A 24,728-nucleotide genomic window follows, 5' to 3' on the forward strand; every position below is an offset into this window, starting at 1 on the left:
GGCGGTGATCGGTCAATCGGCAGTCGCGCATGCGCAAGGCGCGTCGCGCGGCGCGCACGCTCTGCACCAGGCGCGCGCCTTCGCCCCGGCATCGGTTGCCAACGTGGCGGTGGGCTTTGACTTGTTGGGATATCCGGTCGATGGCGTGGGCGACACGGTGACCGTGCGTCGTGTCGATGCGCCAGTGGTACGCATCGCCGCCATTCGCGGCACAACCGTCGCGTTGCCGCTGGATGCCGAGCGCAACACCGCCGGTGCGGCCTTGATGTCGCTGCGCGCTGCGTTGGATCTGCCATACGGTTTTGAGGTGGAGATCGACAAGGGCATTGCGCTGAGCTCGGGCATGGGGGGCTCGGCAGCCTCGTGTGTGGCTGCGCTGGTGGCGGCAAACGCGCTGCTGGATACGCCGCTGAGCAATGCGCAGCTGTATCAGCATGCGCTCGATGGCGAAGCCGTCGCCAGCGGGAGCCGGCATGGCGACAATCTGGGGCCGCTGTTTTTAGGCGGTCTGGTGGTGTGCACGCTGGAGCGGTTGGTGCCGGTCGCAGTGCCGGCGGCCTGGCACAGCTTGCTGGTGCACCCGGACGCGGTGCTGGAAACCCGGCGCGCGCGCGAGGCCCTGGCCGGCGATTACCAGTTGCGCGAGTTCGTCGCGCAGAGCACCAATCTTGCGTTGGTACTGGCGGGTTGCCATGCCGGCGATGCCGGGTTGGTGCGCGCGGGCCTGCGCGATGTGCTGGTGGAGCCACGCCGTGCGCCGTTGATCGCCGGCTTTGCAGCCGCCAAGCAGGCGGCGTTGGCGCATGACGCGATGGGTGCAAGCATTTCCGGTGCCGGCCCCAGCGTGTTTGCGTGGTTCGAAACGCGCGCCGCCGCGCACGCCGCCGCGCCTGCGGTACAGGCTGCCTTTGCCGCTGCCGGGTTCGATAGCCAGTTCTGGGTATCGCCGATCGCCAGCCCGGCCGCGCGGCTGATCGAATGACCCGGCATCTGCACCTCTCAGTTCGGAACGATGCAGCGTGCGGCGTGTGGGCCATGCAACACGCTGCACGTACCTCATTCCACGACGACCTCGCTGATCTGCATTACCGGACTCAGGTCGGTGTAGTTGGGGATGTCGCCCAGGATCTCCGCTGCGTGCGGGCCGAAGCTGCCGTTGAACGCTTCCACCGAGTCGCAAAAGATATGGCACATGCCGATGAAGGCCGGCGTGCTGCCGGGGTCGCCGCCACTGAGTCCCTTGTCCACCGTGTAACGCAGGCAGGCCGCGCCCATACGCGCGCTCACCAGCGGCATGTGCTGGTCGCGGTAGTAAGTGTGGTCGAAACGGGCACCGTCGCGGTAGGGGTACATCACGCTAACCTTGATCATCTGCCGACTCCACGGAAAGGTGCGCGCAGCATAGCGCCGTGCCAGTCGGTGCAGGGGACCATCCGGCGGAACGCAGCGACTGTGCCAACCATGTCCATTCCTTCGCCCATTTCATTGCCGGGTAACGCCCGGTCCTGTCTTTGCCTGGAGTCACGTTGATGTTCATCTCCACCCGTGGCGGCGCACCCGCCGCAAGCCTGAGTCAGGCGATTGCCGCCGGCCTGGCCCCCGATGGCGGACTGTATGTGCCGCAGGCCTTGCCGCCGGCGCGCATGCTGGCCGCCGGTGCCGATCTGGCTGCGACCGCCGCCACGTTGCTGCAGCCGTTTTTCGAAGGCGATGCGTTGGCACCCGAGTTGCCGGCCATTTGCGCCGAAGCGTTCGATTTCCCCGCGCCGCTGGCGCCGCTGGCCACGCCCGGCGACTACGCGCTGGAGCTGTTTCATGGCCCCACTGCCGCATTCAAGGATTTCGGTGCGCGCTTCCTGGCGGCCTGCCTGACCCGCCTGCGCCGGGCCGAAGACCGCCCGCTCACCATCCTGGTCGCCACCTCCGGCGATACCGGCGCTGCGGTGGCGGCGGCGTTCCATCGCCAGCCCGGCCTGCGCGTGGTGGTGCTGTATCCGGATGGCCGCGTGTCGCCGCGGCAGGCGCATCAGCTGGGCTGCTTTGGCGACAACATCCAGGCCCTGCGCGTGGCCGGCTCGTTCGACGATTGCCAGGCGATGGTCAAGCAGGCCCTGAACGATGCGCCGCTGCAGGCGCAGCTGCCGCTGAGCTCGGCCAACAGCATCAGCCTGGGCCGGCTGCTGCCGCAGATGAGCTATTACGCGCACGCGGGCCTGCAGCACCAGGCCGCCACCGGCAGTGTGCTGAATCTGGTGGTGCCTACCGGCAATCTGGGCAACGGGCTGGCGGCGATCCTGGCGCGTGCGCTCGGGGTGCCGTTGGGCAAGATCGCGCTGGCGTCCAATGCCAACCACGTGTTGCCCGATTACTTCGCCGGCGACGATTACGCGCCGCAGCCCAGCGTGGCGACCCTGGCCAATGCTATGGACGTGGGCGCACCGAGCAATTTCGAGCGGCTGCGCTGGTTGTACCAAGGCGACGATGCGGCGTTGCGCGAGGCGTTCCGGGCGTTGTCGGTTGACGATGCGGCCATCAGCCACACCATCCGGCAGCGGTATGCGCGCTACGGCGAGGTGCATTGCCCGCACACCGCCACCGCAGTGCATGTGCTGGAGCAACTGCGTGCCGAAGGTGCCGAGGGCGTCACCGGGGACTGGGCCGTGGCGGCCACTGCGCACCCGGCCAAGTTCGAGGGCGTGGTGGAGCCGTTGATCGGCCGGGCGGTCGATGTGCCGCCGGCGCTGGCAGCGTTGTTGCAGCGTCCCGCACATGCCGAAGCGCTGGCGCCGGACTACGCGGCATTCCGGCGGCGTCTGCTTGCGGATGCGGCCTGAGCCAAACGCGTTCAGCCAGCCGGGGTTGGAAAGTGCCGCGCATGGGGCTATCTCTATCGGGGTGCGGCCCCGGCGTGGCGCCGCGTTCGATGTGGGTTGCTGCATGTCTTATCGAGTGATTGCCGTTGCTGCCGCCTTGTGCGGCTGCGTAGTGGCGGGTGCGGCCACGGCGGCCGACGCCATGGTTGCGTCCCCGGTGTCGCCCTTGGGCGCGCCGCGTGCGGGGTTGATCGATGCCTTGGCACGCCAGGCGCCGTCGCTGGACCGCCAGGTGCTGGCGCTGGCGGCCGAGGCGCTGCAATGCGCGCGTCAGCGTCAGCAGGTGGGCGCCGAGCGTGTGCTCAGCGTCATCGACTACAGCCGGCCGTCGACCGAGCGTCGGCTCTGGGTGTTCGATCTGGCCAAGCAGCGTTTGTTGTTTCAGGAATGGGTGGCGCACGGGCGCAACACGGGCGAGAACCTGGCCGCGAAGTTCTCCAACGCCGACGGCAGCTTCCAGTCCAGCCTGGGCGCGTTCACCGCGCAGGAGTCGTATACCGGTCACAACGGCTACTCGTTGCGGCTCAAAGGCCTGGAGCCGGGCTTCAACGATCACGCACGCGACCGCGCCATCGTCATCCACGGCGCGCCCTATGTCAGTGAGGCCATCATCCGCACCCAGGGCCGGCTCGGGCGCAGCCTGGGTTGCCCCGCAGTGCGGCCGGCCGTGGCCAGGCAGCTGATCGATACTTTGCGCGAAGGCGCCTTCGTCTTCGCCTATTACCCGGACCGCGCCTGGCTGCGGCAGTCGCAACTACTCAGTAGCGGCTGCGGTGCCTCGGTGGCGAGTGCGGTGGGCGGCCGCTGATGCATGGCGCTGCGGGTTGATTCGGGACTGCAGTTGAGACCGCAACTGGCGTGACTCGAGCGCCTCTGCGCGGCTGCCGCGTTGGGTGCCGCCACCGGGGCGGCGCATGGGGGTGTTCAACGCCACTGCTGACATTGCGGCGTTGCCACCGCGCAGCGGGGCGGTCATGCAATCCAGCCAGCCGTTCGACCGCCATCGGCCAGACAGCGCTCAGGCCGTATCGCCTGCCAGGCGGCGCAGGGCGGCGTAATCCAGGATCTGCACCAACTGCAGCTGCGGTAGCGCGATCAGCTGCTGCTGCCTGAGTTTGGTGAAGGTGCGGCTCACCGTTTCCATGGTCAGGCCGAGATGGTCGGCAATGTCGCCGCGGCTCATCGGCAGCGCCACGGTGTCGCCGCTGGCGCCGGGCTCGGTGGAGCGGGCGGCCAGACGCAACAGAAAGTGCGCCAGCCGTTCGCTGGGTTGCAGCCGCGCCAGCAGCAGGCCAGTGTCCTGCGCGGCAGCCAGTTCCATGCTGGCACGTTGCAGCAGCTTGCGTTCCAGCTGCGGGGAGCGATCGCGCAACTGGCGCATCTGCGCCAGCGGCGTGCGACACACGCGGGTTTGGACGATGGCTTCGATATCGTGGCGGTGCTGCGCGGTTTCGGTCAGCCCCACATAGTCGCCGGGCAGCACGAAACCGGTGATCTGGCGGCGGCCGTCGGCCAGCGTGCGCACCATGCGCAAGGCGCCAGAGGTGACGGTGTAGACATGCTGGCGCAGATCGCCGGCACGCACCAGCGTACTGCCGGGTGCGTAGCTGGACGCGGTGGTGGCCTGATCGAGCGCGTCCATTTCCTGTGGCGACAGTGCCGCGCAGATCGCGCGGCCGCGGACCGCGCATAGCGCACAGTCGGAGCTGCGCGCATCGCTGCCCGCTGCCGTGCCGGGTGCCGGACAGGTCGTGCTGGGGTCTGAAAGCTGCCGGTACATGAGTCACGCACTGCCTGGGACGCAGATCGATGATACGCCATGCGGTCAGCATGGCCGCCCAGCCGGTAGAATTGCCGGCTCGCCCAGTCGTCCTGCAGGAGTTTCGCTCGTGATCAAGCCCCGTACGCCGCCCGGCATCATGGAATTGCTGCCGCGCGAGCAGATCGCGTTCCAGCGCATGCTGGACGTCATCCGCCGCAATTACGAGCGGTTCGGGTTCCTGCCGGTCGAAACCCCGGTGTTCGAGTTGTCCGACGTGCTGTTGACCAAATCCGGCGGCGAAACCGAGCGCCAGGTGTACTTCGTGCAGTCCACCGGCGCGCTGGCCAATGCCGCCGCCGCAGCCGACGAGGGTGCCGAGAGCGGCGGCCTGCCGGAGCTGGCGCTGCGCTTCGACCTCACCGTGCCGCTGGCGCGCTATGTGGCCGAGCACGAGCACGACCTGAGCTTCCCGTTCCGCCGCTACCAGATGCAGCGCGTGTACCGCGGCGAGCGTGCCCAGCGCGGGCGTTTCCGCGAGTTTTACCAGTGCGATATCGATGTGATCGGCAAGGATGCGTTGAGCATCCGCTACGACGCCGAAGTGCTGGCGGTGATCCACGCGGTGTTTGCCGAGCTGGGCATCGGCGAGTTCAAGGTGCAGTTGAACAACCGCAAGCTGCTGCGCGGCTTTTTCGAAAGCCTGGGCGTGGCCGAGGGCGAGCTGCAGCTGGCGGTGCTGCGCGAGGTCGACAAGATCGACAAGCGCGGCGCCGATTACGTGCGCGACACGCTGGTGGGCGAGGGCTTCGGCATCGCCGCCGAGCAGGTCGACAAGATCCTGGCCTTCGTGGCGGTGCGCTCGACTGGGCATGCCGATGCGCTGGCGCAGCTGCAGGCGCTGGAAGCCTCGGTAGGCGCGAGCGCGACGCTGGGCGAGGGCATTGCCGAATTGCGCGAGGTGCTGGAACTGGTCAAGGCCTTGGGCGTGCCGGAGACGGCGTACTGCCTGAACTTCTCGATCGCGCGCGGGCTGGATTACTACACCGGCACCGTCTACGAAACCACGCTGACCGATCACCCGCAGATCGGCTCGATCTGCTCGGGCGGCCGCTACGAAAGCCTGGCCAGCCACTACACCAAGTCCAGGCTGCCGGGCGTGGGCATCTCGATCGGCCTGACCCGGTTGTTCTGGCAGCTGCGCGAGGCCGGCCTGATCCAGGGCATCGCAGAAAGCAGCGTGCAGGCCATGGTGGCGCTGATGGACGAAACCCGCCTGGACGACGCGCTGGATATCGCGCGCCGCCTGCGTATCGGCGGCATCAACACTGAAGTGCAGATGGAGCCGAAGAAGGTCGGCAAGCAGTTCCAGTACGCCGCCCGCGCGGGCATCCGCTTTGTGGTGCTGGCCGGCGACGACGAACTGGCGCGCGGCGTGGTTGCGGTCAAGGACCTCGTGCGTGAGCAGCAGTTCGATGTGGCGCGCGAGGAGTTGGCGAGTACGCTGCAGGTGGAGCTGGAGCAGGCCAAGGTGATGTGAGCGGCGCTGCCACCCCTCATCCGCCCTGACGGGGCACCTTCTCCCGCGAGGCGGGAGAGGGGGAGGGCTTGGCTTGGACGAGCTGCGCCCGTCAGCTGCTGAGCGGGACAGGCCAGTGAGAGTCCGAATTCCAGGAATCATGTCCTTCTCCCGTTGACGGGAGAAGCTGGCGCGCAGCGCCGGATGAGGGGCGTTCCGCCGCCTCAGCTCAGGTAACCACTCAAACACCGCGTCCAGCCGGTGACAATTCATGTCGTTTGCGTTAATGTACTAACACGCTATTACATTAACGCAATGAAACAACGACCCGCCCCCCGCGAAACCACCGATGTCGCTGCCTCCCTCAAGATGCTGGCCGATGCCCTGGCGTGCCTGAAAGAACCAGCTTCGGTCGAGGCCTTCCTGCGCGACCTGTGCACGCCTGCCGAGCTGGAGGCCATGTCCGACCGTTGGCGGGTGGTGCCGTTGCTGATCAAGGGTGTGCCGTACCGCGAAATCCATGAGCTGACCCAGGTCAGCGTCACCACCATCGGGCGCGTTGCGCGCACGCTGGAACACGGCGCCGGCGGCTATGCCGCGGCCCTGCGCGAGCAAGCCGCGCGCCCTGTCGATTCCCACTGAGAGAACAAGATGAGTGCTTCCACGGCAGCGCCGGCACGTGACCGGTTGCGTATTGCCATCCAGAAAAACGGCCGCCTGGCCGAGCCGGCCCGCAGCCTGCTGGCCGCCTGCGGGCTGAGCTGGCGGCAGAGCCGCGACAAATTGTTCTGCTACGGCGAATCGCTGCCGGTGGACCTGCTGCTGGTGCGCGACGACGACATTCCTGGCCTGATCGCCGATGGCGTCTGCGACTTGGGGATCGTGGGCCAGAACGAGCTGGACGAGCAGGCATCGGCGCGTCGCCGCGCCGGCTTGCCGGCCGCGTACCACGCGGTGCGTGGGGTCGGTTTCGGCCAGTGCCGGCTGATGCTGGCAGTGCCGGAGGAATGGGACTGGCAGGGCGTGGCGCAACTGGCCGGCAAGCGCATCGCCACCAGCTATCCGGCGATCCTGGCCGACTGGCTGGAGCGGCAGGGCATCGACGCGACGGTGGTCGAGCTCTCCGGTTCGGTTGAAATCGCCCCGCGTCTGGGTACCGCCGATCTGATCTGCGACCTGGTGTCCAGTGGCGCCACGCTGGCGGCCAACCAGCTCAAGCCGGTCGAGCTGGTCATGGAAAGCGAGGCTGTGCTGGCCGGCGCCGTGCGCGAGCCGGCCGATGCACGCGCGGCATTGCTGGCGATGCTGCTGCGGCGCATGGACGGCGTGCTCAAGCTGCGCGACAGCAAGCTGCTGATGTTCCGCGCCGAGCACGACAACGTGGATGCGCTGCGCCGCCTGCTGCCCGATGCCGACCCGCTGGTGCAACTGCCCGACGATGGCAACGGCGCGCTGCGCTTGCAGACCATGTGCCATGGCGCGGTGACCTGGCAGCGGCTGGAAGAACTCGAACGCGCAGGTGCGCAAGGCTTGATGGTATTGACGGTGGAGCGCTCGCTGGCATGAACATTCTCGATTGGTCCCAACTCGATGGCGCGTCGCGCACCGACGCATTGACGCGCCCGGTACAGACCGTGGCCACACAGACGCGCGAGGCGGTCGCCGGCTTGATCGCCGATGTGCGCGCCCGTGGCGATGCGGCATTGCGTGAGATCACCGCGCGTTTCGATGGCGTGTCGCTGGACAGCTTTGCAGTGAGCGCGGCCGAATTCGCCGCCGCCGAAGCCGCCGTGGCGCCGGAACTGCGCCAGGCGATGCAGGACGCCGTCGCGCGCATCGACACCTTTCATCGCGCCGGCATGAGCGACGGCTACGCGGTGGAAACCGCGCCCGGCGTGATCTGCGAAAAGATCGTGCGGCCGATCGGCCGGGTGGGGCTGTATGTGCCGGCCGGTAGCGCACCGTTGCCGTCGACTGCGTTGATGCTCGGGGTTCCCGCGCGTCTGGCCGGCTGCCGTGAAGTGGTGCTGTGTACGCCGCCGCGCAAGGATGGCAGCGTGGATCCAGCGGTGCTGGTGGCCGCGCAGCTGACCGGCGTGCGCCGCGTGTTCAAACTCGGCGGTGCGCAGGCGATTGCGGCGATGGCCTATGGCACCGAATCGGTGCCGAGCTGCGACAAGTTGTTTGGGCCCGGCAACAGCTATGTCACCGAAGCCAAGCAGCAGGTGGCGCAATCCGGCGCGGCGGCGATCGATATGCCGGCCGGTCCGTCGGAGGTGCTGGTGATTGCCGATGCCGGCGCGCAGCCGGCGTTCGTGGCCGCCGACCTTTTATCGCAGGCGGAGCACGGCCCGGATTCGCAGGTGTTGTTGCTGTCCGACAGCGATGCGTTGATTGCCGCCGTGCAGGTTGAGTTGGATGCGCAACTGGCGCAGCTGTCGCGTGCCGATATCGCCCGTCAGGCGCTGGCGCAGTCGCGGCTGATCAAGGTGCAGTCGCTGGACGAGGCATTTGCGATCAGCAACCGTTATGCCCCCGAGCATTTGATCCTGGCGCTGCGCGAACCGCGCGCCTGGTTGAACCAGGTCGAAGCGGCCGGCTCGGTCTTTCTCGGCGACTACACGCCCGAAGCGCTGGGCGATTATTGCAGCGGCACCAACCACGTGCTGCCGACCAGCGGTGCGGCGCGCGCATACAGCGGGGTGAGCGTGGCCAGCTTCCAGAACATGGTGAGCGTGCAGGCGGCGAGCAAGGCCGGTATCGCCGGCATCGGCGAATGCGCGCTGATCCTGGCGCGCGCCGAAGGCCTGGATGCGCACGCCAATGCGGTGGCATTGCGCATGGGAGTGGCAGCATGAGCACGCCATCGATTCTTGAACTGGTACGCGAAGACCTGCGTGCGTTTGCCGGCTATTCGTCGGCGCGCACCAGCGCGCTGCAGGGCGATGTCTGGCTCAATGCCAACGAGTCGGCCTGGGGCAATCCGGCCGATCCCCATGGCAGCACGCGGCGCTACCCCGATCCGCAACCCAAGGGCCTGCGCGTGGCGTTGGCCGAGCTGTATGGCTGCGCGCCCGAGCAACTGCTGATCGGGCGCGGCAGCGACGAGGCGATCGACCTGCTGGTGCGCGGTTTGTGCGTGCCAGAGCGCGATGCGGTGGTGGTCACGCCGCCGGTGTTCGGCATGTATGCGGTGTGCGCGCGCTTGCAGAATGCGCCGCTGGTCGAGGTGCCCTTGGTCGATGGTCGTGATGGATTCCATGCAGACATCGGCGCCATCGTCGAGGCGGCACTGGCTTCGAAGGCGAAGCTGGTGTTCCTGTGTTCGCCGTCCAACCCGGCGGGGTCGGCGATTTCGTTGCAGGACATCGAAGTCGCATTGCAGGCACTGCAGGGCAAGGCGCTGGTGGTTGTGGATGAAGCCTATGGCGAATTTTCGGACGTGCCGTCTGCGGTTGCGCTGTTGGGCCGCTACGACAATCTTGCCGTGCTGCGGACCTTGTCCAAGGCGCATGCGCTCGCGGCCGCACGCATCGGCAGCCTGATCGCCAATGCAGAGCTGATCGCGTTGTTGCGGCGCTGCCAGGCTCCGTATCCGGTGCCGACGCCATGCGCGGCGATGGCCGAGCAGGCGCTGTCTGCACCGGCACTGGAAGTCACGCGCCGGCGCATTGCCGAGGTACGTAGCGAGCGCGAACGCGTGCGCATGGCTTTGACGCAGCTGGCCGGCGTTCGCAAGGTGTACGCGTCGCAAGGCAACTTCTTGCTGGTGCGTTTCGACGACGCCGAGGCCGCTTTCCAGGCGCTACTGGAAGCCGGGGTGGTAGTGCGCGATCAACGCGCAGTGCCGCGCCTGTCCGATGCACTACGCATCACGCTGGGTACGGTCGAACAGAACCAACGCGTGCTCGGCGCGCTGCAGCGCAAGCAGGAGGCCGCATGACCCCGATTCTTTTTGTCGACCGCGACGGCACGCTGATCGCCGAGCCGGCCGATTACCAGATCGACGCCTACGAGAAGCTGCGCTTTGTCGACAACGTGATCCCTGCAATGCTCAAGCTGCGCGATGCCGGCTATCAGTTCGTCATCGTCACTAATCAGGACGGTCTGGGCAGCGAGAGCTATCCGCGCGCCGCGTTCGATGGCCCCAACAACCTGATGCTGCAGATCTTCGCCAGCCAGGGCATCGAGTTCCGCGAGGTGCTGATCGACTGCAGCTGGCCGGCCGACAATGCGCCGACGCGCAAGCCCGGCGTTGGCCTGATGGTGCCTTACCTGCAGGACCGCAACATCGACTGGTCACGTTCGGCGATGGTGGGCGACCGCCTGACCGATATCCAGTTCGCGCAGAACCTCAACATCCGCGGCTTTCAGCTGCGTACCGACGAATTCGGCGGCGAGTGGGACTGGCCCGGCATCGCCCACGAGCTGGCCGATGCGCCACGGCGCGCAACGGTGCAGCGCAATACCAAAGAAACCAGGATACGCGTCGAGCTGGACCTGGATCGCGTGGCCGAACCGCATACCGCCACCGGTCTGCCGTTCTTCGACCACATGCTGGAGCAAATCGGCAAGCACGGCGGTTTTGCGCTGGATATCCGCGCTGACGGCGACCTGCATATCGATGAGCACCACACCATCGAAGACACCGGCCTGGCGCTGGGCCAGGCACTGCGCGAAGCCCTGGGCAACAAGCGCGGGATTGGCCGTTACGGGTTCGATCCGCCTGAAAGCCCGTGGCTTGCGGCGGGCGAGGGTGCGCAACATGGGTTCACTCTGCCCATGGATGAAACCATCGCCAACGCTGCGTTGGATTTCAGTGGCCGGCCCTACTTCGTGTTCGATGGCGAATTCAAGCGCGAACGCGTCGGCGATATGCCCACCGAGCTGGTGCCGCATTTCTTCCGTTCCATTTGCGATGCGTCCGGACTGAACCTGCACCTGAGCGTGCGGGGCGAGAACGATCACCACAAGGTCGAGGCGTGTTTCAAGGCGCTTGCACGCGCCTTGCGCCAGGCGATCCGTCGCGAAGGCACGGCGCTGCCGTCGACCAAGGGCGCGCTATGACCGATCTTGCGCTGATCGACGCTGGCGGCGCCAATCTGGGCTCGGTGCGCTACGCACTGGAGCGGCTGGGCGTGGAAGCACGGCTGGTACGCGATGCGGCCGGTTTGCGGGGCGCCGATCGGGTGATCCTGCCCGGCGTCGGCGCTGCACCGGAAGCGATGAAACGGCTGCGCGCACAGGGGTTGATCGAGCCGTTGCGCCAGTTGCAGGTGCCGTTGATCGGCATCTGCCTGGGCATGCAACTGCTGTTCGAGCGTTCCGAAGAAGGCGATGTGGAATGCCTGGGCGTGTTGCCGGGCGTGGTGCGCCACATGACGCCGGCGCTCGGCATCCGCGTGCCGCATATGGGTTGGAACCAATTGGTGCCGATGCGCGAATCGGCACTGCTGGCCGGCCTGCCCGAACGCGCCAGCGCCTATTTCGTGCATGGTTACGCCGCGCCGGTCACGCCGGACACCGTGGCCGCCTGCGACCACGGCGGCCTGTTCACTGCCGTGGTACAGCAGGGCCTGCGTTGCGGCGCGCAGTTTCACCCGGAGCGCTCGGCCGACACCGGTGCCCGCATCCTGCGCAATTTTCTTGAGATGAGCTTCCCATGAGTTTTAACGTCTACCCGGCGCTGGATATCCGCAACGGGCGCGTGGTGCGCTTGTTGCAGGGCGATTACGCGCGCGAAACCCAGTATGGCGACGATGTAGTGCCGCGTGCGCAGGCGTTTGCCGATGCCGGGGCACAGTGGATGCATCTGGTGGATCTGGATGCGGCCAAGGCTGGCGGCTATACCTTGGCCGGCACGCTGGGCGAGATCGCGCGCGCCACCGGCGTGCAGGTGCAGACCGGTGGCGGCGTGCGTTCGCGCGACGACGTGGCGCGCATCCTCGACGCAGGCGCGGCACGCGTGGTGATCGGCTCGCTGGCGGTGCGTGAGAGCGATACGGTCATTGCATGGTTGCAGGAATTTGGTGCGGACCGCCTGACCATTGCGCTGGACACGCGCCAGGATGCAGCGGGTGTGTGGCAGTTGCCGGTGCATGGCTGGACCGAAGCGGCCGAGGCTACCCTGGATCAATTGGCGGTGCGCTATGCGCAGGCCGGCCTGCAACACCTGCTGTGCACCGACATCGCACGCGATGGCATGTTGTCCGGGCCGAACATGGAGCTGTACGCGCATCTGCGTGCACTGACGCCGCAGCTGCAGGTGCAGGTGTCCGGCGGTGCGCGCAATCTGGCCGACGTCGCCGCGGCCAAGGCATCGGGCTGCGCCGGCATCGTGCTGGGCAAGGCCTTGCTCGAAGGTCACCTGGATCTCAAGGACGCATTGGCATGTTGAGCCGTCGCATCATCCCGTGCCTGGACGTGCGCGATGGGCGCGTGGTCAAGGGCGTCAAGTTCCGCGACCACATCGACATGGGCGACATCGTCGAACTCGCATTGCGTTATCGCGCGCAGGGCGCCGATGAGCTGGTCTTCTACGACATCGGCGCCAGCCCGGAAGGGCGTTCGGTCGATTACACCTGGGTCGAGCGCGTGGCGCGGCTGATCGACATTCCGTTCTGCGTGGCCGGCGGCATTCGGGATGTCGAAACCGCGCGTGCGGTGCTGCATGCCGGTGCCGACAAGATTTCCATCAATTCCCCGGCGCTGGGCCGCCCGCAACTGATCTCCGAACTGGCCGATGCCTTCGGGGTGCAGTGCGTGGTGGTCGGCATCGATTCCATTCGCGAACAAGACGGCCAATGGCGGGTGCGTCGCTACACCGGCGACCCCAGCAAGACCCAGGCGCTGCCGATGCGCACGCTGGATTGGGTGGCCGAAGCGCAGCGTCTGGGCGCAGGTGAGATCGTGCTCAATTGCATGGACAACGACGGCGTGCGGCGCGGCTACGATATCGCGCAGTTGCGCCAGGTGCGTGCGCTGTGTCGCGTGCCGTTGATCGCCTCCGGCGGTGCAGGGCAGATGCAGCATTTTGCCGATGTGTTCGACCAGGCCGATGTGGATGGCGCCCTGGCCGCCAGCGTGTTCCATAGCGGCGCGATTCCGATCCCGGAACTCAAGCAATTCCTGCGTGCGCAACAGATCGAGGTACGTGATGGGCAGTGACACCGTGGCAACCGACGACGCGCTGCAGGCGCTGGACTGGAGCAAGGGCGACGGCTTGCTGCCGGTCGTCGTGCAGGACGCCGACAACCTGCGCGTGCTGATGCTGGGCTACATGAACGCCGAGGCCTTGGCAGTAACGCAGCAGGGCGGCAATGTCACCTTCTTCAGCCGCAGCAAGCAGCGTCTGTGGACCAAGGGCGAGAGCTCGGGCAACGTGCTGCGCGTGGTCTCCATCGAGGCCGACTGCGATGCCGATACACTGCTGGTGCTGGCGCGTCCGCACGGGCCAACCTGTCATCTGGGCCGCACCAGTTGTTTTCCGAGCGCGCCTGGTCAGTTCCTCGGTAGCCTGGATGCTTTGATCGCCACGCGCGAGCGCGAGCGCCCGCATGGCAGCTACACCACCAAACTGTTCGAACAAGGCATCCGCCGCATTGCGCAGAAGGTGGGCGAAGAGGGCGTGGAAACCGCACTGGCCGGTGTGGTGCAAGGCGATGCGGAACTGCTCGGCGAATCGGCCGATCTGCTGTATCACCTGATCGTGCTGCTGCGCGCACGCGGCCTTGGCCTGACCGATGCGGTGGCCCTGCTGGAGTCGCGACACAAGTAAGTGGGTCGGCAGGAACGCACCTGGGCGCGATGCGTTACCGATAAGGCCCCGTCGCGCCCGGGTGCGCTCCTACGGTGTGACGTGGTGTGCAGCACGCCCGCCGCTTCGTTCGCGTGGCCACGGCAGGTACAGGTTTCGCTGGCCTCCGCGTAGGAGCGCACCTGGGCGCGGTGCGTTACCGATAAGGCCCCGTCGCGCCCGGGTGCGCTCCTGCGGTGTGACGTGGTGTGCAGCACGCCCGCCGCTTCGTTCGCGTGGCCACGGCAGGTATGGGTTTCGCCGGCCTCCGCGTAGGAACGCACCTGGGCGCGACGCGTTACCGATAGGGCTCCGTCGCGCCCGGGTGCGCTCCTACGATGTGGTGTGGGATGCGGCACGCCCGCCGCTTCGTCCCCGTGCCCACGGCAGGTATGGGTTTCGCCGGCCTCCGCGTAGGAGCGCACCTGGGCGCGATGCGTTACCGATAGAGCTCCGTCGCGCGCGGGTGCGCTCCTGCGATGTGGTGTGGTGCGATTTGCACGCCTGCGCCGTGCCGGTTGCCCTGGCAGGTACAATTTCCGCTGGTCTTGGCGCGGGAACACGCATGCAGCTTCGCTTCGCTCTTCTAGTCCTGGTGGGGTTCGGCGGCAGCGCCTATGCGCGCGATGCGGTGGTCGATGGCATCGTCTACGAAGAGCGCGACGGGCGTGCCGGCCGCGCTGCCGATGAGCCCGGCCTTGCCGATGTGGCGGTGTCCAACGGCGAGCAGATCGTGCGTACCAATGCGCAGGGCCGCTACCGCCTGCCGGTGCGCGACGGGCAGACGGTGTTCGTGATCAAGCCGGGCGATCGCCGGTTTGTGCCAACCGCTGACGGATTGCCGGGGTTCTGGCGACATTACGCACCGCGCGGCTCTGCCAAGCACAAATACCGCGGCATCGCCGCCACTGGCCGCAAGACGCACGACTGGGATTTTGCGCTGACGCCGCGTGCGGAGGCGTCGGGCGCCGGGTTCGACATGCTGGTATTCGCCGACAGCCAGACCGCCAGCCTGACCGATGTGGGCTACTACCAGCGCGATATCGTGGCGCCGCTGGTCGGCAAGACTGCCGCCCGGCTCGGCACCACGCTGGGCGACATCGTCAGCGACGATCTGAGCCTGTATCCGGCCTTGAACAAGGTCACCACGCAGCTTGGCGTGCCGTGGTTCCATGTGCCCGGCAATCACGATCTCAATATCGATGCCGGCGACGACCTGCAGTCGCTCGACAGCTGGCGTGCGGTGTACGGGCCGGACACTTACGCGGTGGAAGAAGCCAATGCCAGTTTCGTGTTTGTGGACGATGTGATCTACATGCCGGGCGGCAAGCCGGCGTATGTGGGTGGTCTGCGCGAGGACCAGTTCGTGTTTCTGCAGAGCTATCTGGCGCAGCTGCCGCGCAATCGCCTGCTGGTGCTGGGCATGCATATTCCGTTGTTCGATGCGGCCCCGGGGCAGGAGACCTTCCGGCACGCCGACCGCAGCCGGCTGTTCGCGCTGCTGAGCGAGTTCCCGCATGTGCTGGTGCTCAGCGCGCACAGCCATACGCAGCGGCAGGTGGATCATGGCGCGGACGAAGGCTGGCAGGGCGCGCGCCCGCTGCACGAATACAATGTCGGTGCGGCCTGCGGTGCGTTCTGGTCCGGGGTCAAGGATGCCGACGGCATTCCCGATGCGACGATGAGCGACGGCACGCCCAACGGGTATGCGGTGCTGAAGGTTGCGCCCAGCGGCGACTACACGCTGGCCTATCACGTCGCACGCGCGGCCGACGATGTGCAGTTGTCGCTGTCTGCGCCCAAGGTGCTGAGGCAGGGCGCGTATCCGGCCTGGGGGGTGTACGCAAACGTGTTCATGGGGCAGGACACCACCGTGGTGGAGTCGCGTATCGACGGTGGGCCGTGGCAGGCGATGAAGCGTGTCGAGCGCGCGGACCCGGGCCTGCTTGCGGAGAACGCGCGCGACGATGCAGCGCCCGGGCTGCGTGGTTACGACCGCTCGCCCGAGGCCACCGTGTCGACGCATCTGTGGCGTAGCGCGTTGCCCACCACGCTCGAGGTTGGCGAACATGCGATCGAGGTACGCGCTACGTTGCCGACAGGGCAGTACAGCGCACGCACGGTGTACCGCCTGCAGCGTGCCGACCCTTGAGCGGATGCGGGCGTGCAAGGCGGTGTGGCAGTGGGTTGCGGTAAGGCCTCTCGCGCACTAGTGCGCTCCTACGGAAAGGTGGCGCGGCAGTGTCTTGCGGTAAGGCCCGTCGCGCACAAGTGCGCTCCTACGGGAAGGTGGTGCGGCTGTGTCTTGCGGTAAGGCCCTCGCGCACAAGTGCGCTCCTACGGGAAGGCGGTGCTGCAGTGCGTTGCGGTGAGGCCCGTCGTGCACCGGCGCGCTGCTAGGGAATTCTTGTCGGGTTCCACAAACGCAAACGCCTCCACGAAGGAGGCGTCTTGAGATACGGGCTGGCAGGCGGATGCGCGCTGGCGAAGATCGGTGCTGGCTGGCGCAATGCTGGCTGGCTGCGCGAGTGTAGCGGCGCGGTGTCATCGCTGACGAAATGAGAATTAGTCTCAGTGCTCAGTGCTCAGTGCTCAGCGTTGTGGCGGCGCTGCAGATGTCTGGTCGGGCGAGGCCTCCCGTCGGGACGCAGGCCGTGCCGGCGTCGCTGATTCGGCCGTATCGCTTGCCGGTTCGGCGTCAGCTGTGCCGTGCGCGTCGGTGTCCACATCGGCGTTGGGGGCGTTCTCCAGCGGCGGGTACGGGTAGGCAACTGCCGGACCGATGTGCAGCCCGGCGCGCCAGCGTGCCAGTACCGGCGCAATGCGCCGGCCCAGCGATTGTTGCGGCAATGACGGCAGCTCGCCGTCCTGTTTCTCGCGCGCGGTGATCGCGGTCTTGGCCATGGCAAAGGCGGCCAGCGGATCGTCGCTGTGGTTCATGCCGTCGATCAGCCAGGCCTGGCCGAAGTAGGTGGCATTGGACGTATTGCCACAGCCGAACGATGGCCGATCCGCGCGTGCTGCGGTCAGGATCAGCGTGTCCGGCGAGCGCAGCGCCGGAATGAAGCCACCCGAATAGCAGGCCGACAGCACGATGATGCGGTTGTCGATGCCGGCATCGTCCAGCGCCTTGCGCAAGTCCTGCGGGCTGATGAAATCCTCTTCGTTCTGATCCACCTGGACGTAGAGCGTGTGGTCCTCGGTGCCGTGGGTGGTGACGAACAGCAGTAGCGCATCTTGCTTGCGATCCATGCGTTTGCCGATCGCAGCGAGCGTGTCGTAGAGATTGTCGTAAGTCGCCAGCGGTGCGTACGGCTGCTCGCCCAGGTTGTCCGGGTTGTTGACCAGCGTGACCACGCGGCCGCGCGCATCGAAGCGTTGTTCGAACAATTGCCTGAGGTACAGCGTTTCGTTGCGAAATACGTCGTCGCTGGCATCGCCGGCAAAGCCGACGACATACAGGTCGGTGACGCCGGGGCGCTGCGCTTGCAGCGCGACCAGCGCCTTCTTCAATGCGGCCTGGTCGACCGGGTCCACCTGCGCCGCGTCATCCGCGGTCTGCGCCGGCAACGTCGCGCCCGCATCGGGATGACAGCCGGCAACCAGCAAGACCACGGCCAGCAGCACCAGCATCCGGCGTACCAACACGTGCGACGCCAAGGGTGATTGGAGCGATGGGGACAACGCCGATGCCTCGATGATGGTGGGAAGGGGAGTACGTGGAGCGATCGAACGAACCTTGCCGTCAGGCGACTGCGGTTGCCCGCAGGCAGATGCGCCGACGGCGCAAGCCGGCAGCGGCGATGCGCGGACCAGAAGGCAACGTCCAGACCTGCGAGACGCTGCGCACCGTCGCCCAACCCGTTGGCGCATGCAGGAGCTGGCGAACGGTCAGCTCCACTGACGCACGCATGCGTTGGCAATCAGTGTGCGCCGGGCGAGCTCGCTGCAGTGGCTTCGACACCGCCTTGCTGCCTGCAAGCGATGTCCTCGTGCGACCGCGAACGGTGGCCGCAGACGAGTCGACCACTCGCATCAGGCCTGGCTCGAAGGCTCGCTGGTGCCGAGTCCGGCGCGTGAGACGCATCGATCCTGCACCCTCATCGGCTGCCGCACCGCGACAGCCGACGTCTCAGCGAACCTGCCGGCTCAAAACACCAGCTGCGAAAAACTTTCCACGCGCTGGTGGTTGCCCACGTCCTCGGCCGAGCGCGGCGTCGGATAATCCTCGCGGCGGTCCAGGAGCGCGGTGCGCAGGCCGGCGCGCCGGGCGGCGTCGAGTTCTTCGATCACGTCCGACAGGAACAGGATCTCCGCGCCCGGCACGCCGATGCGCTCGGCAATGCGGCGATAGCTGGCGCTCTCCCGCTTCGGGCCGACTTCGGTATCGAACCAGTCGGTGATCAGGCCACTCAGATCGCCCGCATCGCTATGCGCGAAGAACAGCTTCTGCGCCGGCACCGAGCCGGACGAATACACGTACAGCGGGATGCCCTGCGCGTGCCAGGCCTGCAGCTGGATCGCCGCATCGGCATAGATGTGCGCGGTGAAGTCGGCGGTCTTGTAGCCGTCGCCCCAGATCAGCCCCTGCAAGGCCTTCAGCGCGGTGTGCTTGCGGTCCTCATCGATCCAGGTCTGCAGCGTGGCGATCAACACCTCGTCCGGCACGTCTTCACCAATCTCGTCGGCCACCTGGTTGAGCCAGTGACGCACCTGCGGGTGGTTGCCGTGCTCGCGCACGTAGGCGGGCATAGCACGGCGTGCATACGGGAACAGCACGTCCTTGACGAACGAGATGCTGCTGGTCGTACCTTCGATATCGGTGAGGATCGCTTGCGGTCGTGTCATCGTCAGCTGGCCTTGTGAGGTTTCTCGGGGGCGTAGCGGGGGAATTGTTTGGCGATTTCGGTGCCGGTGAAGTGGCCGACCCAGCCGTCCGGCTCGGTGAAGAAGCGGATCGCCACAAAGTGCGGCTCCGGCCCCATGTCGAACCAGTGCAGGGTGCTGTCGGGCACGGCGATCAGGTCGTCCTTCACGCATTCGATCTCGTAGACCTTGTCGTCCACGTGCAGCGTGAACAGGCCCGAGCCGGCGACGAAGAAGCGCACCTCGTCTTCCTTGTGGAAATGCTCGTCCAGGAACTTGGCGCGCATTTCGTCGCGCTTGGGGTTATCCGGGGCGATACTCACCACGTCCACGGTCTTGAAGCCGCGCTCTGCGCTGATGCGGTCGATGTCGGCGCGGTACGCAGCCATCACCTGCTCGGGCGTGGCACCGGGTTCCACCGGCTGGCTGGCCTTCCAGCGCTCGAAGGTCACGCCGATCTTGACCAGCTCGGCGGCGATCGACTCGCCGTCGCGGCTGTCGAATTCCGGGGTGGTCGGGTTGGTGTCGGCAAAGATACGCAGTCGGCTCATGGCGGTCTGGCTCACGAATGGGGGGGGCGGACGGTACTTAGCGCGGGCCGCGCAGTTTCAGCAGTTCGAGTTCGCAATGCAGCAGGAATTCGAACGCTTCCAGGTGACGGCGTGCCTCGGCCATGTTGCGGCCCCAGGCATACAGGCCGTGTCCTTCGATGAGATACCCCCACATGCTCTGTTTGTCCAGCAAGGCGTCGACCTGCGCGGCCAGCACCTGCATGTCCTGGGTGTTAGCGAACACCGGCACGTCCACCGCGGTTTCGTGGGTGGTATTGCCCTCGAAGGCCTTGAGCAGTTCGTAGCCTTCCAGGCGGATCACCCCGCTGCCCGCATACAGGCGGGACGCAATCGTCTGCACCGGCGAATGCGTGTGCAGCACGCAGCCGATCTCCGGGAACCGGCGATACAGCTGGGTGTGCAGCAGGGTCTCGGCGGACGGGCGCAACGGGCGGCCAACGGCCTGGCCATCGAAGTCCACCACCATGATGTCTTCTTCGACCAGGCGGCCCTTGTCGCGGCCGGAGACGGTGATCGCGGCGTGCTGCTCGTCCAGGCGATGGGAGAAATTGCTACTGGTGGCTGGCGTCCAGCCGGCCTGGGCCAGCTCGCGGATGTTGCCGATCAGCAACTGCGCCAGCTCGTGCAGACGGGCGGCGCTATGGGGCAGGGGGGCAGTGGTCGCATTCATGGACCTATTCTACTGCCCCGCCGGATTACGGTCAGGTGCAGCGCAGCAGGGTTTGTTGCTGCCACGCCCGGGTCGCGAATGGCTGACAGACGATGAAGAGCGCGCGTCAGGCGGTGAACGCAATGGTTTTTTGTTAGCCGCCTCTTGCCGGAGGCAGTCAGAGGGCCAGGTGAAACGCTGAGTCGGTCGAGGGCGCGGTGCCCTCACCGCTTGCGGGACACGCCGTGAACCCGTCCCTGGGGGCTCGGTGGCGGCATCCATGCCGCCACACGGTCCCGCAACCGGCGAGGACACCGCACCAGACAATTGGTCGGCTGTTTTCTTGAAAGCATGTCGCTCGGCCTGCGGCGGCAGGCGAGACGTTTGCAGGTTGCGCGTTTAAACGCTTGCCTGCTGCTCGGCTTGCGATGGGAAGATGGCGAGAAGCGGGTCGAGACACGGTGGCTCGACCATCGCACCTCATCCTTTGCTTTCAACGATGCACACCGACCATCTCGACAGGTCCTTGCCCGCCCACCGTCGCGGGACCTTACGCGGCATGGATGCCGCATAAGAGCCTCCATGGACGGATTCACGGCGTGTCCCGCGATGGTGGGCGGGCAAGGGCCCTGCAACCAAACCGCAGATCAGGGTCCTGCAGCCAAGTCATAGATCAGCCGCCCAGGAGCCGAAGACCTGTCACCCGCTCTGCCATACACCGGCGGGCGGTCGTTTTGTCAGTGGCTGCTGACGCGCGCGCGTGCTCAGCGACCGTCGCGCAGACGGCTGTGGCGGTAGCCGTAGCCGAAATAGACCACTAGCCCGACCAGCGTCCACACCCCCATCAGCATCCAGTTGTGCAGAGTCATGGCCGACAGCAGGGCAAGGCAGCTCAGCACACCGGCGATGCAGATCGGCCAGGCGAACGGAATGCGGAACGGACGCGGCAGTTCCGGATGGGTGTAACGCAGGATCAGCACGCCTGCGCACACGGCGGCGAAGGCGATCAGCGTGCCCATCGAGGTCAGCTCGCCCAGCACGTCCAGCGGGAACACCGCTGCCAGCAGGGCGATCCCCACGCCGGTGATCACGGTGTTGATGTGCGGGGTGCGGTACTTGGGATGGATGCGGGTAAAGATCGACGGCAGCAGGCCGTCGCGCGCGATGATCATGAAGATGCGCGGCTGCCCGATGATCATCACCAGCACCACCGACGACAAGCCGATCAGCGCGCCGACTTCCACCACCACCCGCAACCAGGCCAGCTGCGGGTGCGCGGCCACCGCCGTCACCACCGGCTCATCGGTGCCAAGCTGGGTGAATGGCACCAGGCCGGTCATCACTGCGGCCATGGCGATGTAGAGCACGGTGCAGATCACCAGCGACAGCATCATGCCGATCGGCAGATCGCGTTGCGGCCGGTGCGATTCCTGCGCCGCCACCGATACCGCTTCGAAGCCGATATAGGCGAAGAACACCATCGCCGCGCCACGCAGCACGCCTTCCATGCCGTACTTGCCCGGTGCTTCGTTGGCGGGGATGAAGGGATGCCAGTTGGCCGGGTCGACGTACTTCCAGCCGGCCGTAATGACCAGGATGATCAGCCCGGTCTTGAGGATCACCATCGCCATGTTCATCGCCGACGACTTGCGGATGCCGACATAGCACAGCCAGGTCAGCAACAGCACGATGCCGGCAGCGGGCAGGTTGGCGATCGCGCCGGTGCGCTGCAGTTTGCCGTCCAGCGGTGCGCTGACCAGGGCGGCCGGCAAATGGATGCCGAAGTGTTCCAGCAGGCTGAGGAAATAGCCGGTCCAGCTGACCGCCACCGCAGAGGCGGAGACGCCGTATTCCAGCACCAGCATCCAACCGATGAACCAGGCCGCCAATTCGCCGAAGGTGGCGTAGGTGTAGGTGTAGGCGCTGCCGGACACCGGCACCATGGCGGCGAATTCGGCGTAGGCCATGGCGCAGAACGCGCAGCAGATCGCCGCAAGCACGAACGACAGCACGATCGCCGGGCCGGCATGGTCGGCTGCGGCCTGCCCGGTAATCACGAAGATGCCGCCGCCGATCACCGCGCCGATGCCCAGGGCAGTCAGCCCCCAGGGACCGAGCGCGCGTTGCAGGCCCAGCCCGTCGGCCGCCTCATGGCTGGCGTGCGGGTGTTTGGTGGCCCAAAGTTGTTTGAACATGGAGCGGTTCCGGCTTGGCGCTGCGCGCGATCGTTGAACGAGAAGACCGGCGCGGACGCCGGTCTTGAGAGGGTCAGGCCTTGCGGGCCAGACGGCTATGGTGGATGCCGTAGCCGAAATAGATGCACAGGCCGATCACGGTCCAGCCCACGAACACTTTCCAGTGTTCCTGGAAGGCCTGGAAGAACAGGAACAGGCAGGCCAATGCGCCAAGCGGGCAGATCACCATCGCCAACGGCACCCGGAACGGGCGCGGCAGCTCGGGCTTGGTGAAGCGCAGCACCATCACGCCGGCGCAGACGGTGGCGAAGGCAAGCAGGGTGCCCATCGACACCAGTTCGCCCAGCACGTTCAGCGGGATCACCCCGGCCAACAGCGCCGCGACCACACCGACGAAGATGGTGCCGACGTATGGCGTGCGGAATTTCGGGTGCACCTTGCCGAACAGTTTAGGCATCAACCCATCCTTGGCCATGGTGTAGAAGATGCGCGGCTGCGCCATCAGCATCACCAGCACCACCGAGGACAGGCCGGCGATCGCGCCGATCTCCACCGCCGTCTTGAGCCAGCTCAATTGCGGGTGCGCTTCCAGCGCGGTGGCCACCGGCTTGGCGGTGCCAAGCTGGGTATACGGGAGCAAGCCGGTCAACACCGCGCAGACGATGATGTAGATGACGGTACAGATTGCCAACGACACCAGGATGCCGATCGGCATGTTCTTCTGCGGGTCCTTGGTCTCGCCGGCGGAGGTGGAGACCGCGTCGAAGCCGATATAGGAGAAGAACACGATGGAGGCCGCGCGGAACACCCCGTCCCAGCCGAACTGCCCCGGCCCGGTGTTCTCCGGGATGAAGGGGTGCCAGTTCGCCGGGTCGATGTAGGCGATGCCGAAGCCGACGAACAGGCAGATCACCACCACCTTGATCGCCACCACGATCGCGTTGGCGAATGCCGACTGGGTGACGCCCACGTAGCACAGCATGCTCACCGCGCCGACAATCAGTACGGCCGGCAGGTTGACGAGATTGCCGGAGCTGACAAAGCCGTGGCCGTCCCAGGTCAATGGCGCGCCCGCCAGCTCTGCCGGGAACGGCAAACCGAGCGTGCCGGTCAGGAAGCTGATGAGGTAGGCCGACCAACCGACCGCGACGCTGGAACCGGCAAACAGGTACTCCAGCACCAGGCACCAGCCGATGAACCAGGCGATGCCTTCGCCGAGAGTGGCGTACGAGTAGGAATAGGCGCTGCCGGAGACCGGCATCATCGCCGCGAACTCGGCGTAGCACAGGCCGGCGAAGGCGCAGGCGATGCCGGCGAAGACGAACGACAACATCACCGCCGGGCCGGCGTGATTGGCCGCGGCCTGGCCGGTCAGGACAAAGATGCCGGCGCCGATCACCGCGCCGATGCCGAGCATGATCAGGTGCTTGGCGGTGAGGGTCCGTTGCAGCGTCGCTTCGCCCTGCAGGCTGCCTTCGACCGGTTCGCCCGCATCCACATGTCCAGCGGGCTCGATCGGTTTGACCCTCAACAGAGACTTCAGCATTCGGTACATCCCTAAGTGGCAGAACGGAAGGCGCGCGCGCCTGGGCGAAAGGTGTGCGCCGCATCCCAATGGGACAGGCAAGCGGCCTACCTTGCCAAAGCTACACGCTCACGACAAGCGCGTACGCAGCATGAATGGCGATAATGGTCGCTGATCCATGCGCAACCGAGAACGACAGATGGTGGATGCAACCCTGCGGCAGCACCTGGCTGCGTACCGCGCCCGCTGGCCGGACGAGGCCGACGTGGTCGACCAGTTCATGCAGCTGCTGGACGATGCCACCGATCCGTTTGTGCGCGAGCGTGTCGAAGGTCATTTCACCGGCTCGGCCTGGGTGGTCAGCGCCGACGGCAGCCGCACGCTGCTGACCCATCACCGCAAGTTGCAGCGCTGGTTGCAGCTGGGCGGACACGCCGACGGCGACCGCGATCTGGCGCAGGTGGCCTTGCGCGAAGCCGAAGAAGAGTCCGGTCTGACCGGTTTGCGGTTGGCAGACGCCGCGTTGTTAGACCTGGACCGCCACTGGATCCCCGCACGTGGCGAGGTGGCCGGGCACTGGCATTACGACGCGCGCTATGTGGTGGTCGCGGGTACGGATGAGACCTTCACGGTCAGCGAAGAGTCGCTCGCTTTGGCGTGGCGCCCGATCGCCGAGTTGCTGGCCGAGCCGGAGCTGGACCCGTCGATGCGGCGCATGGCTGAGAAGTGGATGGCCCGAGGCGTGTGATGGGGGCTGAGGTGCGCGCCCTCATCCGCCCTGCGGGCACCTTCTCCCGCTTGCGGGAGAAGGGAACAAGCGGGGGAAGGGCGACCTGCACCCACTGTCTCCCGCAAGTGGGGGAAGGGCGACCTGCACCCACTGTCTCCCGCAAGCGGGGGAAGGGCGACCTGCACCCACTGTCTCCCGCAAGCGGGGGAAGGGCGACCTGCACCCACTGTCTCCCGCAAGCGGGG

General features: G+C 66.6%; 23 protein-coding genes. 15 read left to right on the forward strand and 8 right to left on the reverse strand.

All coding sequences use genetic code 11. The annotated features are described in order from the left end of the window. The first annotated feature begins 7 nt into the window (after window positions 1-7). Entirely contained in the window at window positions 8-982 is a 975-nt protein-coding gene (locus tag VZ068_RS09795) for a homoserine kinase (RefSeq protein ID WP_259159912.1), read from the forward strand. Between the two features lie 74 nt (window positions 983-1,056). Here the strand turns inward: VZ068_RS09795 and VZ068_RS09800 are convergent, their stop codons facing one another. Beyond that, on the reverse strand, window positions 1,057-1,371 hold the full coding sequence (locus VZ068_RS09800; protein WP_259159769.1) for an EthD family reductase: 315 nt from the start codon (window positions 1,369-1,371) through the stop codon (window positions 1,057-1,059). A 158-nt stretch (window positions 1,372-1,529) separates the two neighbouring features. Between VZ068_RS09800 and thrC the strand changes: the two genes are divergently transcribed. Together thrC and VZ068_RS09810 are read left to right on the forward strand one after the other, a co-directional pair. After that, window positions 1,530-2,834 (forward strand): threonine synthase, encoded by a 1,305-nt coding sequence (thrC, locus tag VZ068_RS09805; protein ID WP_349657517.1) that lies wholly within the window; start codon window positions 1,530-1,532, stop codon window positions 2,832-2,834. Between the two features lie 103 nt (window positions 2,835-2,937). Further along, window positions 2,938-3,681, forward strand: coding sequence for a murein L,D-transpeptidase catalytic domain family protein (locus tag VZ068_RS09810; RefSeq protein WP_349657518.1), 744 nt, complete (start codon window positions 2,938-2,940; stop codon window positions 3,679-3,681). Window positions 3,682-3,891: 210 nt separating this feature from the next. Here VZ068_RS09810 and VZ068_RS09815 read toward each other — a convergent pair whose 3' ends face one another. Continuing rightward, on the reverse strand, window positions 3,892-4,515 hold the full coding sequence (locus VZ068_RS09815) for a helix-turn-helix domain-containing protein (protein WP_259164355.1): 624 nt from the start codon (window positions 4,513-4,515) through the stop codon (window positions 3,892-3,894). A 247-nt stretch (window positions 4,516-4,762) separates the two neighbouring features. On the opposite strand from VZ068_RS09815, the gene hisS reads away from it, so the two are divergent. The 11 genes from hisS to VZ068_RS09870 all read left to right on the forward strand — a co-directional run bounded on the left by hisS (window position 4,763) and on the right by VZ068_RS09870 (window position 16,098). Continuing rightward, window positions 4,763-6,172 carry a histidine--tRNA ligase gene (hisS, locus tag VZ068_RS09820; RefSeq protein ID WP_259164344.1) on the forward strand — a complete coding sequence of 470 codons (1,410 nt, stop codon included), beginning with the start codon at window positions 4,763-4,765 and terminating at the stop codon, window positions 6,170-6,172. 294 nt (window positions 6,173-6,466) lie between these two features. Continuing rightward, complete coding sequence (locus VZ068_RS09825) at window positions 6,467-6,793, forward strand: YerC/YecD family TrpR-related protein (RefSeq protein ID WP_349657519.1); 327 nt, start codon at window positions 6,467-6,469, stop codon at window positions 6,791-6,793. A gap of 9 nt (window positions 6,794-6,802) precedes the next feature. Beyond that, window positions 6,803-7,717 (forward strand): ATP phosphoribosyltransferase, encoded by a 915-nt coding sequence (gene hisG / locus VZ068_RS09830; RefSeq protein ID WP_259159776.1) that lies wholly within the window; start codon window positions 6,803-6,805, stop codon window positions 7,715-7,717. Then, a complete protein-coding gene (gene hisD, locus VZ068_RS09835; RefSeq protein WP_349657520.1) occupies window positions 7,714-9,009 on the forward strand; it encodes a histidinol dehydrogenase in 1,296 nt (431 codons plus the stop codon). The genes hisG and hisD overlap by 4 nt, the downstream gene beginning before the upstream one ends. Beyond that, window positions 9,006-10,094: a histidinol-phosphate transaminase gene (gene hisC / locus VZ068_RS09840; protein WP_349657521.1), complete on the forward strand. Its 1,089-nt coding sequence runs from the start codon at window positions 9,006-9,008 to the stop codon at window positions 10,092-10,094. Before hisD ends, hisC begins: the two co-directional genes overlap by 4 nt. Beyond that, a complete protein-coding gene (hisB, locus tag VZ068_RS09845; protein ID WP_349657522.1) occupies window positions 10,091-11,218 on the forward strand; it encodes a bifunctional histidinol-phosphatase/imidazoleglycerol-phosphate dehydratase HisB in 1,128 nt (375 codons plus the stop codon). The genes hisC and hisB overlap by 4 nt, the downstream gene beginning before the upstream one ends. After that, window positions 11,215-11,817: an imidazole glycerol phosphate synthase subunit HisH gene (gene hisH, locus VZ068_RS09850; RefSeq protein WP_259159782.1), complete on the forward strand. Its 603-nt coding sequence runs from the start codon at window positions 11,215-11,217 to the stop codon at window positions 11,815-11,817. The genes hisB and hisH overlap by 4 nt, the downstream gene beginning before the upstream one ends. Beyond that, window positions 11,814-12,548, forward strand: a complete 735-nt coding sequence (gene hisA / locus VZ068_RS09855) for a 1-(5-phosphoribosyl)-5-[(5-phosphoribosylamino)methylideneamino]imidazole-4-carboxamide isomerase (protein WP_349657523.1) — start codon at window positions 11,814-11,816, stop codon at window positions 12,546-12,548. Before hisH ends, hisA begins: the two co-directional genes overlap by 4 nt. Further along, window positions 12,542-13,318 carry an imidazole glycerol phosphate synthase subunit HisF gene (gene hisF, locus VZ068_RS09860; protein ID WP_349657524.1) on the forward strand — a complete coding sequence of 259 codons (777 nt, stop codon included), beginning with the start codon at window positions 12,542-12,544 and terminating at the stop codon, window positions 13,316-13,318. The genes hisA and hisF overlap by 7 nt, the downstream gene beginning before the upstream one ends. Beyond that, on the forward strand, window positions 13,308-13,928 hold the full coding sequence (gene hisIE, locus VZ068_RS09865) for a bifunctional phosphoribosyl-AMP cyclohydrolase/phosphoribosyl-ATP diphosphatase HisIE (protein ID WP_259159787.1): 621 nt from the start codon (window positions 13,308-13,310) through the stop codon (window positions 13,926-13,928). The genes hisF and hisIE overlap by 11 nt, the downstream gene beginning before the upstream one ends. 583 nt (window positions 13,929-14,511) lie before the next feature. Further along, complete coding sequence (locus VZ068_RS09870; RefSeq protein WP_349657525.1) at window positions 14,512-16,098, forward strand: calcineurin-like phosphoesterase family protein; 1,587 nt, start codon at window positions 14,512-14,514, stop codon at window positions 16,096-16,098. 440 nt (window positions 16,099-16,538) lie between these two features. Here VZ068_RS09870 and VZ068_RS09875 read toward each other — a convergent pair whose 3' ends face one another. The 6 genes from VZ068_RS09875 to VZ068_RS09900 form a co-directional block, all read right to left on the reverse strand. After that, entirely contained in the window at window positions 16,539-17,579 is a 1,041-nt protein-coding gene (locus tag VZ068_RS09875) for a C13 family peptidase (protein WP_259166338.1), read from the reverse strand. Between the two features lie 516 nt (window positions 17,580-18,095). After that, the gene (gene mtnC / locus VZ068_RS09880) at window positions 18,096-18,794 is read right to left on the reverse strand and encodes an acireductone synthase (RefSeq protein WP_259159790.1); all 699 of its coding nucleotides are present in this window, start codon (window positions 18,792-18,794) and stop codon (window positions 18,096-18,098) included. A 2-nt stretch (window positions 18,795-18,796) separates the two neighbouring features. Continuing rightward, window positions 18,797-19,363: an acireductone dioxygenase gene (locus tag VZ068_RS09885; protein ID WP_259164300.1), complete on the reverse strand. Its 567-nt coding sequence runs from the start codon at window positions 19,361-19,363 to the stop codon at window positions 18,797-18,799. Between the two features lie 37 nt (window positions 19,364-19,400). Then, window positions 19,401-20,054: a methylthioribulose 1-phosphate dehydratase gene (locus VZ068_RS09890; RefSeq protein WP_349657526.1), complete on the reverse strand. Its 654-nt coding sequence runs from the start codon at window positions 20,052-20,054 to the stop codon at window positions 19,401-19,403. A 743-nt stretch (window positions 20,055-20,797) separates the two neighbouring features. Continuing rightward, entirely contained in the window at window positions 20,798-22,228 is a 1,431-nt protein-coding gene (locus tag VZ068_RS09895) for an amino acid permease (protein WP_349657527.1), read from the reverse strand. Window positions 22,229-22,301: 73 nt separating this feature from the next. Next, window positions 22,302-23,774, reverse strand: coding sequence for an amino acid permease (locus VZ068_RS09900; RefSeq protein WP_259159797.1), 1,473 nt, complete (start codon window positions 23,772-23,774; stop codon window positions 22,302-22,304). A gap of 178 nt (window positions 23,775-23,952) precedes the next feature. Here VZ068_RS09900 and VZ068_RS09905 point away from each other — a divergent pair, with 178 nt between their 5' ends. Beyond that, complete coding sequence (locus VZ068_RS09905) at window positions 23,953-24,501, forward strand: NUDIX hydrolase (protein WP_349657528.1); 549 nt, start codon at window positions 23,953-23,955, stop codon at window positions 24,499-24,501. Window positions 24,502-24,728 lie beyond the last annotated feature (227 nt).

It is taken from the genome of Xanthomonas sp. 10-10 (assembly GCF_040182365.1).
Taxonomy (GTDB): Bacteria; Pseudomonadota; Gammaproteobacteria; order Xanthomonadales; family Xanthomonadaceae; genus Xanthomonas; species Xanthomonas arboricola_F.

Bases quoted from the DNA above. Each gene is read 5' to 3' on its own strand.
- hisA (WP_349657523.1), top strand. From the start codon at position 11,814: ATGAGTTTTAACGTCTACCCGGCGCTGGATATCCGCAACGGGCGCGTG.
- hisF (WP_349657524.1), top strand. From the start codon at position 12,542: ATGTTGAGCCGTCGCATCATCCCGTGCCTGGACGTGCGCGATGGGCGC.
- hisIE (WP_259159787.1), top strand. From the start codon at position 13,308: ATGGGCAGTGACACCGTGGCAACCGACGACGCGCTGCAGGCGCTGGAC.
- hisC (WP_349657521.1), top strand. From the start codon at position 9,006: ATGAGCACGCCATCGATTCTTGAACTGGTACGCGAAGACCTGCGTGCG.
- VZ068_RS09895 (WP_349657527.1), bottom strand. From the start codon at position 22,228: ATGTTCAAACAACTTTGGGCCACCAAACACCCGCACGCCAGCCATGAG.
- VZ068_RS09810 (WP_349657518.1), top strand. From the start codon at position 2,938: ATGTCTTATCGAGTGATTGCCGTTGCTGCCGCCTTGTGCGGCTGCGTA.
- VZ068_RS09890 (WP_349657526.1), bottom strand. From the start codon at position 20,054: ATGAATGCGACCACTGCCCCCCTGCCCCATAGCGCCGCCCGTCTGCAC.
- thrC (WP_349657517.1), top strand. From the start codon at position 1,530: ATGTTCATCTCCACCCGTGGCGGCGCACCCGCCGCAAGCCTGAGTCAG.
- hisD (WP_349657520.1), top strand. From the start codon at position 7,714: ATGAACATTCTCGATTGGTCCCAACTCGATGGCGCGTCGCGCACCGAC.
- VZ068_RS09815 (WP_259164355.1), bottom strand. From the start codon at position 4,515: ATGGACGCGCTCGATCAGGCCACCACCGCGTCCAGCTACGCACCCGGC.
- VZ068_RS09885 (WP_259164300.1), bottom strand. From the start codon at position 19,363: ATGAGCCGACTGCGTATCTTTGCCGACACCAACCCGACCACCCCGGAA.
- VZ068_RS09800 (WP_259159769.1), bottom strand. From the start codon at position 1,371: ATGATCAAGGTTAGCGTGATGTACCCCTACCGCGACGGTGCCCGTTTC.
- VZ068_RS09900 (WP_259159797.1), bottom strand. From the start codon at position 23,774: ATGCTGAAGTCTCTGTTGAGGGTCAAACCGATCGAGCCCGCTGGACAT.
- VZ068_RS09870 (WP_349657525.1), top strand. From the start codon at position 14,512: ATGCAGCTTCGCTTCGCTCTTCTAGTCCTGGTGGGGTTCGGCGGCAGC.
- hisH (WP_259159782.1), top strand. From the start codon at position 11,215: ATGACCGATCTTGCGCTGATCGACGCTGGCGGCGCCAATCTGGGCTCG.
- VZ068_RS09825 (WP_349657519.1), top strand. From the start codon at position 6,467: ATGAAACAACGACCCGCCCCCCGCGAAACCACCGATGTCGCTGCCTCC.
- hisG (WP_259159776.1), top strand. From the start codon at position 6,803: ATGAGTGCTTCCACGGCAGCGCCGGCACGTGACCGGTTGCGTATTGCC.
- hisB (WP_349657522.1), top strand. From the start codon at position 10,091: ATGACCCCGATTCTTTTTGTCGACCGCGACGGCACGCTGATCGCCGAG.
- mtnC (WP_259159790.1), bottom strand. From the start codon at position 18,794: ATGACACGACCGCAAGCGATCCTCACCGATATCGAAGGTACGACCAGC.
- VZ068_RS09905 (WP_349657528.1), top strand. From the start codon at position 23,953: ATGGTGGATGCAACCCTGCGGCAGCACCTGGCTGCGTACCGCGCCCGC.
- VZ068_RS09875 (WP_259166338.1), bottom strand. From the start codon at position 17,579: ATGCTGGTGCTGCTGGCCGTGGTCTTGCTGGTTGCCGGCTGTCATCCC.